At 62.7% G+C, this 12592-nt stretch carries 13 protein-coding genes; 8 read left to right on the forward strand and 5 right to left on the reverse strand.

The genetic code is table 11. From position 1 onward, the window contains the following. Window positions 1-216 precede the first annotated feature (216 nt). The 3 genes from HWY30_RS20025 to HWY30_RS20035 all read right to left on the reverse strand — a co-directional run bounded on the left by HWY30_RS20025 (window position 217) and on the right by HWY30_RS20035 (window position 2915). Entirely contained in the window at window positions 217-1599 is a 1383-nt protein-coding gene (locus HWY30_RS20025; protein WP_167368623.1) for a sensor histidine kinase, read from the reverse strand. Continuing rightward, entirely contained in the window at window positions 1577-2299 is a 723-nt protein-coding gene (locus HWY30_RS20030) for a response regulator transcription factor (RefSeq protein WP_090803152.1), read from the reverse strand. Before HWY30_RS20030 ends, HWY30_RS20025 begins: the two co-directional genes overlap by 23 nt. A 148-nt stretch (window positions 2300-2447) precedes the next feature. Continuing rightward, on the reverse strand, window positions 2448-2915 hold the full coding sequence (locus HWY30_RS20035) for an acid phosphatase (protein WP_167368622.1): 468 nt from the start codon (window positions 2913-2915) through the stop codon (window positions 2448-2450). Between the two features lie 287 nt (window positions 2916-3202). Here HWY30_RS20035 and HWY30_RS20040 point away from each other — a divergent pair, with 287 nt between their 5' ends. The 5 genes from HWY30_RS20040 (at window position 3203) to HWY30_RS20060 (ending at window position 8374) form a co-directional block, all read left to right on the forward strand. Continuing rightward, entirely contained in the window at window positions 3203-5374 is a 2172-nt protein-coding gene (locus HWY30_RS20040) for a TonB-dependent receptor (RefSeq protein WP_090803149.1), read from the forward strand. Window positions 5375-5388: 14 nt separating this feature from the next. Beyond that, the gene (locus HWY30_RS20045; RefSeq protein WP_090803148.1) at window positions 5389-6078 is read left to right on the forward strand and encodes a MotA/TolQ/ExbB proton channel family protein; all 690 of its coding nucleotides are present in this window, start codon (window positions 5389-5391) and stop codon (window positions 6076-6078) included. A gap of 2 nt (window positions 6079-6080) precedes the next feature. Beyond that, window positions 6081-6479, forward strand: a complete 399-nt coding sequence (locus HWY30_RS20050) for an ExbD/TolR family protein (RefSeq protein WP_090803146.1) — start codon at window positions 6081-6083, stop codon at window positions 6477-6479. Between the two features lies 1 nt (window position 6480). Next, window positions 6481-7209, forward strand: a complete 729-nt coding sequence (locus HWY30_RS20055; RefSeq protein WP_090803144.1) for a TonB family protein — start codon at window positions 6481-6483, stop codon at window positions 7207-7209. Between the two features lie 100 nt (window positions 7210-7309). After that, a complete protein-coding gene (locus HWY30_RS20060; RefSeq protein WP_167368621.1) occupies window positions 7310-8374 on the forward strand; it encodes a YncE family protein in 1065 nt (354 codons plus the stop codon). Window positions 8375-8434: 60 nt separating this feature from the next. Here the strand turns inward: HWY30_RS20060 and HWY30_RS20065 are convergent, their stop codons facing one another. Continuing rightward, complete coding sequence (locus tag HWY30_RS20065; protein ID WP_090803141.1) at window positions 8435-8758, reverse strand: hypothetical protein; 324 nt, start codon at window positions 8756-8758, stop codon at window positions 8435-8437. Window positions 8759-9488: 730 nt separating this feature from the next. Here HWY30_RS20065 and HWY30_RS20070 point away from each other — a divergent pair. From HWY30_RS20070 to HWY30_RS20080, 3 genes are all read left to right on the forward strand, one after another. Beyond that, complete coding sequence (locus HWY30_RS20070) at window positions 9489-10148, forward strand: hypothetical protein (protein WP_090803139.1); 660 nt, start codon at window positions 9489-9491, stop codon at window positions 10146-10148. A 235-nt stretch (window positions 10149-10383) separates the two neighbouring features. Next, complete coding sequence (locus HWY30_RS20075) at window positions 10384-10758, forward strand: hypothetical protein (RefSeq protein WP_090803137.1); 375 nt, start codon at window positions 10384-10386, stop codon at window positions 10756-10758. 193 nt (window positions 10759-10951) lie between these two features. After that, window positions 10952-11776 carry a mechanosensitive ion channel family protein gene (locus HWY30_RS20080; RefSeq protein ID WP_090803136.1) on the forward strand — a complete coding sequence of 275 codons (825 nt, stop codon included), beginning with the start codon at window positions 10952-10954 and terminating at the stop codon, window positions 11774-11776. A gap of 118 nt (window positions 11777-11894) precedes the next feature. Here HWY30_RS20080 and HWY30_RS20085 read toward each other — a convergent pair whose 3' ends face one another. Beyond that, the gene (locus HWY30_RS20085) at window positions 11895-12566 is read right to left on the reverse strand and encodes a VTT domain-containing protein (RefSeq protein WP_176078921.1); all 672 of its coding nucleotides are present in this window, start codon (window positions 12564-12566) and stop codon (window positions 11895-11897) included. Window positions 12567-12592 lie beyond the last annotated feature (26 nt).

Genomic DNA, 12592 nt, shown 5'->3' on the forward strand with positions numbered 1-12592 from the left:
CACCCTTGCCGTTCAGCTAGCACTTCCCCTTGCCGGGTGTGCAGAGGACTTTCACCCCCAAGTCATCCGGCTCGCCACCACAGCGGGTCGGACAGCGCCAGTCACGGCGCTACGCGCCATGCCTGGCGCACCAAAAGAAACGACCTGCCATCCGGCAGGTCGTTTTTTCTTGCACGCTCCAACGTAAAATCCGTCGCGAGCAATCGCCGTCTCGCCTCAACGCGCCGGCAGTCCCGCATTGAACCGCAACACGATCCTGCAGCCTGGCGTGTTGTCGTGAATCTCCACGACGGCCTCGTGCACCCGCGCGATCGCGGCCACGAGACTCAAGCCGACGCCATGCCCCGAAGTCGCCGCCTCCTGCCCGTTTCTGCTGCGATAGAACGGACGCAGGACAGCATCGCGCTCACCTGCCTCGATACCGGGTCCAGTATCCGCAACCTGCACGACGGGCCTTCCCGCTTCAAGCGTTGCTTGCAGCGTCACCGCGCCGCCACCGGGCGTGAACTTCAGCGCGTTATCGAGCAGATTCTCGATAGCGCCGAACAGCAGATCCACGTCGCCGCGCGCGAAAACTGGTTCGGACGCCAGCACCGCGACCGACAAACGACGGTTCTCCGCGACCGGCTCGTACAACTCCGCGACGTCGCGCAGGATGGTGTCCAGCGACACGTCGCAGAAGCTCGCGCGTCTGACATCCGCTTTGACCTCCGCGATCCTCAATAGCGCGGTGAAACGGTTCAGCACGACGTCCGATTGCGCGATCGCGGTGTCGACGGCGCTCGTGTAGTCGTCGACGGTATGCGAGCGGCGCCGCGCGCGCTCGAGGCCCGCGCGCAGATGCGTCATCGGCGTGCGCAGATCGTGCGCGATGCCCGCGCACACGCCGCGCACTTCGGCCACCAGCCGCTCGATTTCATCGAGCATCAGGTTGACGATTTCCGCCAGACGGTCGAGATCGTGATGCGTGCCGCGATTCGACAGACGCCGACTCAACTGGCCCGCCATGATCTCGCGCGCCGTCAGACTCATCGAGCGGATACGCCGGTTCGACATCGCGTGAAGCGCGGCGCCGCAGCCGACGGCAAGCAGAATCGTCAGCATGAGCCCGAGGCACAGGATCTTCACGAGCGTATGGTCGAAATGAATGATCTCGTCGATCGAGTGACCGACGACCACCCGCAGACCGCTACGCGTCGGCACGATGATGCCGCGAAAATGACTGGCCAGCGACGGCGGCCCGTCGTCCATTGCTTGCGTGTAGTAGAACGGCCGGCGCTCGCGCTCGGCCGGCAACGCGTGGATATTGCCGGCGAGCCAGCGGCCTTCTTCGTCGAACACGCCATAGGGCCGGCTGCTCGCGATGTCGCGCCGGCTCAGCGCCGCGATATTGGCGATCGCCTCGGCGCGGCCGATCGAGCTGAACTCGGCCACTTCTCCGCGCAGCCGTTCATCGACCTCGTGCAGCAGATACGTGTGCATCATCCAGTAGAGCATCGCGAACAGCACGACCGCGCAACTGATGAACACCATCAGCAGCCATGTGACGTTGTTCGCCGGCAGGCGCAGCCAGCGCCTATTCGCCGGCACGGAGGACATAGCCGACATTTCGAACCGTGTGGATCATCAGCGAAAACCGTCCGTTCAGACTGATCTTGCGGCGCAGGTGACCGATATGCATGTCGATCACGTTGGTCTGCGCATTGAAGCGGTAATTCCAGACCGACTCGAACAGCATCGCGCGCGTCACAGGCTGCTCCGTATGCAGCATCAGGTATTTGAGCAACTGGTACTCGCGGGGCTTCAACTCGATCGACTCGCCCGCCCGGCTGACCTGGCGCGTGCCAATATCGAGCACGAGATCGCCGACGCTCAGCATGAGCGGCTGCTCCGAGGAAGAGCGGCGGCGCAGCAGCGCATTGAGGCGCGCGGTCAATTCCAGACTGTCGAACGGTTTGGTCAGGTAATCGTCGCCGCCGGTGCGCAGGCCGCGCACGCGTTCGTCGACCGCTGACAGCGCGCTCAATATCAGCACCGGCGTCTCTTTGCCGACGTTGCGCAACGTGGACAGAATCGACAAGCCATCCACGTCGGGCAGCATCCGGTCGAGCACGACGGCGTCGAAATCGCCGTTGAGCGCGCGCAGCAGGCCGGCATGGCCGCTCGGCACGCTTTCCACGGCGAATTCGTAGTCCTCGAGCGCGGTGGAGACTTCGAGCCTCACGCGCTCGTCATCTTCGACGACGAGAATGCGGGGTCGGCGCCCCGCGGGGTAGTTGATCGCTGCTCTGCTTTCCAAGAGGACGTCGTTTCCTGTGGTCGTGCGTCGCCGCATGAACGGCGACGTCAATAGCGGGGGCCGCCTATGCGGGCGCGGAGTATGACATGGCCATGTTGCTGCTTCATGACGCGTCCCGCGCGGAGCCGAAAACCGTTCACACGTGCAACTAGTCGAGCTTCAGTGCCGCTCGCACTTGCGCCTTCGCATCGGCAAAGTCGCGCTGAAAATCCGGATTGGCCATCAGCGCCGCCGCGACGAGCGTTCCGTCGATGCGACCCGCTTCGACATCGCTCGGATAGTGGACGCCGTCGACGACGCGGTTCATGCCGAATTCGCGCCCACGCGCGAATAGCGCATCGCGCTTCTCGGGGATCATCTGCGCGAGCAGGATCGCGCACAGATAGCCGAAGGTCGCATGACCGCTCGGGTACGAGTGGTAGTCGTCGCCGGGCCGCTTCGGCACGATCGGTTGCACGTCGCGGCTCGCGATGAAGGGCCGCGCGCGGCTAAAGAAATGCTTGCCGCCTTTTGCGACCCGCTCGGCATCGTGATCGACGGCTTCGAACAGCGCAGCGGTTTTCGGCAGACCAGCTTCGTTGAAGTCCGGTCCGAGCACATCCGCGAAACGGAACACGGACTTGGTGGCGCGAGCAGCACGCCAAGCGGAATTTGACGGGCGTCGAGATAGCTCGCCTCCGCGGACGGTGCGGCGTAACTCGCCGTATGAATGCGCGGTGTCCACAAACTTACAAACCTGAGCGCGTCGCGTAGCGTCAGTGCGGATCGCGCTGTTGTGGGGCATCCGTAATAGCAACTTTAGATTCGTAAGATACCGATCACTTCGCATTAACGGACGGTTGATAGCATCCCGCCTCGTTCGACTCCCAGTTCATCGCCCCACTCGCGAAAGGATGCTGCACCATGCAACGGGTTAGTTTTCCCCTTAGAAAGAAGCCGCTGACGCAATTCGTTCTTGCCACACTGTGCGCGGCCGGCGCGCAGATCTCGCATGCCCAGACCTCGGGCGATCTCGGCTCCGTGCAAAGCACGGCCGTCTCATCATCGAACAGCGGCACGGCAACCAGCACCAACGTGCAGTCGGCACCGGCACAGGCGCCTTCGCAAGGCTCGCTCACCGCAACCCAACCGCAGTCGGTGATCAGCCGGCACTACATCGAAAACAGTACCGCTCCGACCGCGAACTACAGCGAGATCGTGCAGATCGCGCCGAGCGTGTCGAATGTTGCTCCGAACGGCTCCGGCCTGATGGAATCGCAGAGCCTGTCCATTCGCGGCCTTCAGGACGGTCAGTACAACGTGACATTCGACGGCATCCCGTTTGGCGATACCAACGACTTCACCCATCATTCGACGTCGTTTTTCTCGAACCGGGTGCTCGGCAATATCGTCGTCGACCGCGGTCCCGGCGACGCTTCGCAGATCGGCTTCGCCACCTTCGGCGGAACGATCAGCCTGCAGTCGAGGGTTCCGTCGGCATCGCCGGCATTCTCGGTGCTCGGCTCGTACGGCAGCTTCGACACATGGCAGGCCGGCGCCGAGTTCAATACCGGCTATCTGCAGCAATGGGGCGATGCGCGCGCAATGGTCGGCTATGCGCAGAGCAGCAGCGACGGTTATCTGACCAACGCGGACCAGCGCCGTCAGAACGTCTACTTCAAGCTCGACAAGCCGATCGGCGACAACACGCTGCTCACGCTGTTCGCGACTTACAACAACATCCACCAGAACGTGCCGCTCGGCGCGACGGCCGCGCAGATCCAGCAGTTCGGTCCCAACTTCGGTCTTGGCGCCGACCCGACGAGTCAGGCCTATGCCGGCTACAACTTCGACAGGATCAACACGGACTTCGAATACATCGGCGTGAAAACGAAGGTCGCCGAGTGGGTGATCGACAACAAGCTCTATACGTACGGTTACTACCACAACGGCTTCAACGGACTCGACCCGAACGGTGAAACGCCAAACGGCACGATCTTCGGCCCGAACAACGTGCCGGGCCAGGAAATGAACAACAACTACCGCGCGTTTGGCGACGTCCTCGCGCTCGAGCGGCAGCTCGGTCCCGGCAAGCTGCAGACCGGCATGTGGATCGCGCACCAGTCCAACTTCCGCGACAACTTCAATGTCGATTCGTCGCTGAACTTCGCGTTCATCTCGCAGAACTTCACGATGAACGACACGATGCTGACGTTTCAGCCGTATCTGCAATACGCCTGGCAACTGCAGAACGGTTTGACGATTACGCCGGGACTCAAGTACGTGTCGTTCAACCGCAGCATCGATACGCCGATGAACCAGAAGACCGGTGAGCCGCTCGATTTCAGCCACACGTGGGACAAGGTACTGCCGTCGTTGACGCTGCACCAGCAGATCACCCCGCAATGGAGCGCGTATGCGCAGTACGCGCAGGGCTTTCTCGCACCGAACCTGAATGTGTTCTATGTCAACGATCCGACCGTTTCGGGACAACCCGATCCGGAACAGACCGACAACTACCAGATCGGCACGACGTACAAAACGGGGCGTCTGACCGTCGCCGCCGATCTGTACTACATCAACTTCCGCAACGCGGTGACGAGCCGCACGGTCGGCAACAACGTGATCTTCTCGAATGCGGGTGGTGCGACCTACAAGGGCGTCGAAACCGAAGCGACCTTGTCGGTCGGCGACGGCTTCAGCCTGTACGGCAATCTGACCTTCAATTCGGCAAAACAGAAGAGCACCAATACGTGGATGCCCAACGCGCCGCAATCGACGGCCGCCGTCGGCGTGCTCTACGAACGCGGGCCGCTCAACGGTTCGTTGCTGATGAAGTTCGTCGGCCATCAGTATGGCGATACCGGCAACACCCAGCCGATCGGCGGCTATGCGATCACCAACTTCGCCAGTTCGTACACGTTTGCCCGACTCGCACCGTGGACGCATGACACGCGCCTCGGCTTCCAGATCGACAACCTTTTCAACCGCACCAGCATCAATGCGCTGGCCGGCTACACCGCCGCGGACAACACACCGCTTTACTGGACCATCCCGGGCCGCGCGTTCGTCGCGACGCTGTCCACCGATTTCTGAACGGAGCTTCTTTCATGACTGTCGATAACCTGCTGCACCTCGCGAACAATTCCGGTGGCGTGTTGTATGTGATTGCCGCCATGCTGTTCGTTGCCCTGACGATCATCATCGAGCGCTCGTGGTTCCTGCAGCGCGCATCGAGCGGCAGCCGCGCGGTGCTCGACCAGGTCGACCGCCTCGAACAACTGAACGCCGCCTCGCTGACGGCATGCGCCGAACAGTTTCAGGCGCTGCCGATGGCGAGCCTGCTGAAGGTCGCCGGCCGGCTTGCCGGTCAGACGTCGCGCGATGAGCTCGATGCGTGTCTCGACGAAGCGATCATGCGCGAAGCACCGAACATCGACCGCTTCCTGTGGGTGCTCGACACGATCGTCACGCTCGCGCCGTTGCTCGGTCTGTTCGGCACGATCGTCGGTATGTTCAACGCGTTCCAGGTGCTGTCGAATCCGGGCAACGCACCGACCCAGGTTACGGGCGGCGTGGCCGAGGCACTCATCGCGACGGCGTCGGGTCTGTTCGTCGCGATGATCGGCCTCGTGTTCTTCAACGGTCTGCACAACCGCGTAAGAGGCGTCGTCCATCAGCTCGAAACCGTGAAGGCGGTGCTCGTGAACCGGCTTGCGGCCAGAGCGCATGAGTCGCTCAAGCCGGTGCATGAAGTGCCGCGCCCGGTGGTCGGCAAATTCGCCTCGCAGGGAGTCTGACGATGAAGTATTTCGAGGCGCGAAAGGCGCGCATCGAGATCATCCCGATGATCGACATCATGTTCTTTCTACTGGTGTTCTTCATCATGATCACGCTGCACATGATCCCGAACGCGGGGCTGCGCTCGCAGCTGCCGTCGAGCGCCACGGCGCAAGCGCTGCCGCCGCCGCAGGTCACGGTAACGCTCGCGACCGACGGCAGTCTGTCGGTCGACGGCCGAACGCTGAGCCTTGCGCAATTGACCACCCTGCTCGCCGCCCGCACGGACGTCGCGCATACGGTCGTGACGATTGCCGGCTCGAAGCAGGCGCAGATCCAGCACCTCGTCTCGGTGATGGACGCGTGCCGCGCCGCGGGTGTATCGCAAATCGCGCTCGCCGCGCAGCCCGTGGCGAACTGATATGGCAACCGTACCCGCCTGCGGGATCGTGCAGGAACGAACGCGCCTATTGCCGGCCGCCGCCATCGCGCTCGTCGCGGAAGCGCTGGTGCTCGGCGCGACGATTGCGCTGCTCACGCATACGACCCGGGTGGCTTCCGTGTCGCATGAAGCGCCCCCAACACTGCTGACGCTGGCGGCACCGGCTCCCGCGCCGCAACCGCCGCAGCCGCCTGCGAAGCCCGTGCCGCCTCCCGCGCGGCCGGTCGTACCCGTGCGCCATGCTGCGCACACGCCCGCGAAGCCCGTGACGGCCGCGGTGCCGAAGCGCGTGCCGACTCCGGTGCCGGTGCAGCCCGCGGCGACACCGACCGAGCCGCCATTCGCGCCCGCGCCGCAACCGCCAGCCGAGCCCGCGGGGCAACCGCCCGCACCCGCTGCGGCGCCGGTTGCAGCCGCGCCTACGCCAAGCTTCGAGGGTGCGCTGCGCGCGGCGATTCAGGCCGCGCTGCGCTATCCCGAGTCGGCCCGCATGGCTGGCATGACGGGCCGCACACGCGTCGCGTTCCGGTATCGCGACGGCGTCGTGTCCGACCTCAGCGTCGTGGTGTCGAGCGGTATCGGACTGCTGGACCGCGCAGCGCTCGCAGCCGTGCGCGACGCCGCTTATCCGAAACCCGAGTCCGCATTCGTGGGCAAAACGCTCTCGGAGCAATTGTGGGTCGACTTCAAACTCGACGACCACGAATGATGATCCGCTAACGCCCAACCGCACGAGGGACGTCATCCGCCCACCGGAATGGCGTCCCTCTTCCCAATCCATCCGCAGTACCAATAAGAATCTACTCAACGTGAAACTGAAAAATATCCTGTCCGCCTTGATCGCCGGCGGCGTCGCTTCCCTGCTCGCGCCGTCGAACGTCCATGCGGCGACGGGCCCCAACGCCGATCAATTCGAAATCGCGAAACGCTATGGCCTCGAAGGCGGAGAGCGTTGGGATTACGTGGCGTACGACGCTGTTCGCCAGCACCTCTTCATCAGCCGCGACACGCACGTGCAGGTGATCGATACGCGCACCGGCAAACCGGTCGGCGAGATCGCCAACACCGACGGCGTGCACGGCTTCGCGTTCGTGGAGGACCTCAAGCTCGGCTTCGTCACCAACGGCCGCGCCAATACGGTGAGCGTCGTCGATCTCGACACACTCAAGGTCGTCGACAGCATCAAGGCCGCGGGCCCCGACCCGGACGGCATCCTCTACGTGCCGGCCTTGCGGCGCATCTTCGTGAGCAATGGCCACGACGGCAGCGTCAGCGCAATCGACGTCGCGACGCGCAAGGTGGTCGCCACGATGAGCGTGGGCGGCAAGCCGGAGGCGCTCGCGGCGGACAGCCACGGGCACGTGTTCGTCAATGTGGAAGATCGCGCCGGGATCGTCGAGATGGACGGTCGGTCCGCGACGGTGCTGGCGCATTGGCCACTCGCACGGTGCGAGTCGCCGACCGGACTCGCGATCGATCCGGCGAGCGAGCGCCTGTTTTCGGTTTGCGCCAATCACCGCATGATGATCGTCGATGCGACGTCGGGCCGTCGCGTGGCCGAGGTGCTGATAGGGGGTCACCCCGACGCGGCGGCTTTCGATCCGGCCTTGAAGCTCGCGTTCAGTTCGAACGGCGCGGACGGCACGCTGACGATCGTGCATGAAGACGATGCGGACCATTACACGGTCGCGCAGAACATGCCAACGCTGGAAGGCGCGAAAACGATGGCGCTCGATGAACAGCAGCACCGGATCTATCTGGTATCGTCGAAGTTCGGCGCGGCCGACCCGGCCACGGCTGCCAATTCTCATCCGCGCGCGACGGTCATCCCCGGTACGTTCGAAGTGCTCGAGGCGCAGCTCAAGGCACGCTGACGCGCGGCATCGACGCACGGCCGCCCGTTGATCGCGGCGGCGCGTCAAACATCGGTTCGCCTAGATGAGGCCGTGCGCGACGCCGCTCGGCATCGCCCAGCGCTCGCTGTCGTTCGACACGCCGAAATCGGCGGCCCGTAGTGAAACGGTGGCCGAGCAGGCCGTCGCACGCTTCGCGCTAGCGCGCGCGAGGATGCGCTGCTCGTTCACATAGAAGAATTCGAGTTGGCGCGCGTCGGACGCTTTTCGTTGGAGCTCGAACACATCCTCGAGCACGCGCCGCGACACGTGAAAACGCTGAAGTCCGCGGCCAAGCCGGATCTGAAAGACAACACCGTCGCTGTTGTGCGGCACCGCTGCCCAGATAAGCGGAATGCTACTCATGGAGCCCCCGTAACTGGATCTTCATGTCAGGAACATTGACGATTTCATCCTCGCACGGATAAACGCACGGCGCGACTTGTCAAAATTAAACAAGGTTGATTTGGCGTTTTCACCACAGTGGCAGGTGTTGCGACGCGACGCCCCAGCGAATCCTTACTCGACAGCCGTCCGTCGCTTGCGCCGCACGGTCGTTCGTCGGGTACGATGCAATGCGGCCCGATTTAATTTGCCACGCTTCTCGCTGATTTGTCGGCGGCCGGCCATGCAGAAGAATCATTCGCTTTTGCGTCGGGAATCCACACGCAAGGAATATGCGTTGGCTCGTTTGCGTCTTGCCACGAGCCGCCTTATGCGCGCTGAGTCAGAAGCTGAAAAGACACTCGCCACCTGCTGGATGAAGGCGTGGGCAAGCGTCATCGGCGATGCGCAGTTCCCTAAGCTTCCTTACCGACCGGCCCCACCCAAAGCGAGGCGGCGCTCCTCGCCAAGGCCCCGCGATTGACATCTGCCGTCGCTCGAACTGAATGGCGACGCGGCGACATCGTCGCGCACTCCAACCCCATTCATTGACCGTATGGTTCGCCACCTCACAGACCGTCTACGCCCTCTGCTCGCATGATCGCTTCACGACGCCTTCGAGCGTTCGCGACAAACAGAGCAACAAAGAAGAGACGACAAAACGGCGAGCGCGTCCCGCAACGATCGGGCTGCCCGCCGCTCAGGGGTACCCATGAAAGCTGGAAAGGTAATCTGGGTAGTGGCTTTGCCATGTCTGATCGAAACGTCGCATGCGCAGGAGGTCTATCTGCAAGGCGGCACGCTGGGCATCGGGGTTGGCGCGGCGTGGAGCGTCACGTCGTGGTTCGGCGTGCACGCGGACTTCAACGCGATCAATTTGTCGCACAACTTCGAGGTTGGCGGCAATCGCTACGAAGACGGCATACGGCTGCGTCAGGGCGGTCTCTACGGCGATTTCTTTCCGTGGGCCGGCACCGGCTTTCGCGCGACAGCAGGCCTGCGTCTGACCGACAACGAAGTCAGCGGCAACTCGGTTCCGACCAACGGCATGTACGTATTCGAGGGCAAAGCCTCGCCGGCCTTTCCTGGCGAGTACGCGACGGCGACCGCCCGATACCCGACCGCGATGCCCTACCTTGGCATCGGCTATGGCCTGCACCCGGGAGCCAAAGGCTGGGGGCTCGTGGTGGATCTCGGTGTCGCCTACGGCATTCCGAAGACCTCGTACACACTGTCGCCGGCGCTGTCGCAGGCCGCGGGACCGGAGATGAGTCAGCAGATCATCAACACCGGATTGCAGCAACTGCGCGATAAGGTCTCGCCTTATCGATGGTATCCGACGTTGCAGGTCGGCATTTCTTATCGCTTCTGAGGCGCAGCGCACGGAAACCGTCGCAGTACTATAAATTTGCGAAGGACTTTTCACATTCCGATTGCATAAAAAAACAAACGAAAGAGAGAGCGATACGACTTTCGCTTTTTCTGGTTATTTATCGAGATGAAAAGATATGCAATGATCGCCGCCGAATCAACGGAGCATGTCTGAACCTTGCGATAGCATACGTTCCGGCAACCCCACGGCGCATTGCTTTTTCATTGAACCGATAATGACCACCTTTCTGTTCGATCTGCTGTCGAACCTCGCCTTGTTCGCCATCGTATCGATGGCCTGTCGACTGTATAACCGGTTCGGGTCGGGTGCCGCGCTGAGCGGCCCTGCGATTTTCATCGTGCTCGCGCTGGCCGCATGCGTGCTCGACGGCTTGTTGACGTTTGTCGTGTTCGCCGACGCGCAGAACCGCTATGGACAATTCGCCCTGCCGACGTCGTTTCTTCAACGTGCTGGCGCGTATGCGCTCGCGATCGGGATCGCGTTCTCGTGGCATCGGATGTCGAGGCGCCGGCGCGCCGTGAAAAGCGACCCGGACAACGCGGTTGTCATCCAGACGTCACCGTACTCCGAATCGCGGCTGCGCATGTGAGCCCGGCACGCCCCGACCGGCTTTTCACGGACGCCCCGCCATGTTTCATCTCTGTATTGCCGCCGCGAGCAGGGCAGGAACGGTCCTTGCGCATGCGGGCGCCGTCGGCTATAACTCCCGAAGACCGCGCGTTGTGGGTCATGGCACCACCGTCGTTCAATCCGTTGATGGCAACCTATAACGAGGAAACATCTTGGATATCGAAACCGTACGTGCATTCGTCATGACCCGTGGCATCGACATCGGCACCAAGGTCATCGGCGCAATCGTGCTGTGGCTCGTCGGCCGCTGGATCATCGGGCTGATCTCCAACCTGTCGCGCAAGCTGCTCGCACGCAACGGCCGGGTCGACCCGACACTCGCCCACTACCTCGCGTCGATTCTCGCCGGGTTGCTGAACCTGCTGCTCGTCCTCGCGATCCTGGAAATCTTCGGTGTGCAGACGACGTCGTTCGCCGCGTTGCTCGCCGGCCTCGGCCTCGCGATCGGTACTGCGTGGGGCGGCCTGCTCGCGCATTTCGCGGCCGGCGTGTTCATGCAGGTGCTGCGGCCGTTCAAGGTCGGCGATTTCGTCATGGCCGCGGGCGTCACCGGCACCGTCACGGAGTTGGGCCTGTTCGGCACCACGATCGTGACGCCGGACAACGTGACGACCATCATCGGCAACAACAAGATCTTCTCCGACACGATCTCGAACTACAGCGTGCTGCCGTTCCGGCGCGTCGAGCTGACCGCGAAGATCGCCAATGGCGTCGATCCGACCGATGCGATCGCGCGTTTGAAAGCCGCCGTCGCGAAGATTCCGAACGTGGCCGAAAACCCCGCGCCCGATATCGAGGTCTTGAGCTTCACGCCAGAAGGACCGCTGCTGTGCGTGCGCCCTTACTCGTCCAACCAGAACTACTGGCAGGTCTACTTCGACACCAATCGCGCGATCGTTCAGACCTTCAAGGAAGCCGGCTATCCGACGCCGGAAACGCCACTCGCACCGCGCGCGATCACGCGCGATTTGATCTGATCGAACCTCCGCGCGCACCCGACACGGGGCGTCGGCATGGCGGCATGAAAAAAGGCGTCGCGAGATTCGCGACGCCTTTCGTGTTTTCAAGGCCCGAAATACCGCAAACAACTCGTCATCAACGCGTACTCGCGTTCGCGCCATTCTTGCGCAGCATCTTCCACAGCGCGCCGAGCACGATCGGTACGATCGCCGCGCCGATACCGACCAGCACGATCACGTTCAGATACTGACGGATGAACGGGATGTTGCCGAAGAAATAGCCGAGCAGTGTCAGCAGCAGCACCCACAACAGCGCGCCGACGACGTTGAACATCTGGAAGCGGCTCCACGTCATCGACGACGCGCCCGCGACGAATGGCGCAAACGTCCGCACGACAGGGATGAAACGCGCGAGCACGATCGTCTTGCCGCCGTGTTTCTCATAGAAGTTGTGCGTCTTCTGCAGCGCGGCGCGATCGAGAAAGCGCTCGAGCACCGGAATGTGCGTATTGAACACGCGCGGTCCGATCGCGCGGCCGATCAGATAGTTGGTCGTATTGCCCGAGACCGCCGCCACCAGCAGCAACAGGATCAGCAGTCCGAGATGCATCTGCCCGGTCGCGCAGAACGCGCCGCCGATGAACAGCAGCGAATCGCCCGGCAGAAACGGCAGCACCACGAGCCCCGTTTCAGCGAACACGATCGCGAACAGCACCGCGTAGACCCAGGCACCGTACACCTGAATGAAGTCTCCGAGAAACTTGTCGATGTGCAGGACAAGATTGGCGAAATGTAGCAGCGTATCCAAGGAACGTCCTTTTAAACCAGTGTATG

Source organism: Paraburkholderia tuberum STM678, from assembly GCF_902833905.1.
Lineage (GTDB): Bacteria > Pseudomonadota > Gammaproteobacteria > Burkholderiales > Burkholderiaceae > Paraburkholderia > Paraburkholderia tuberum.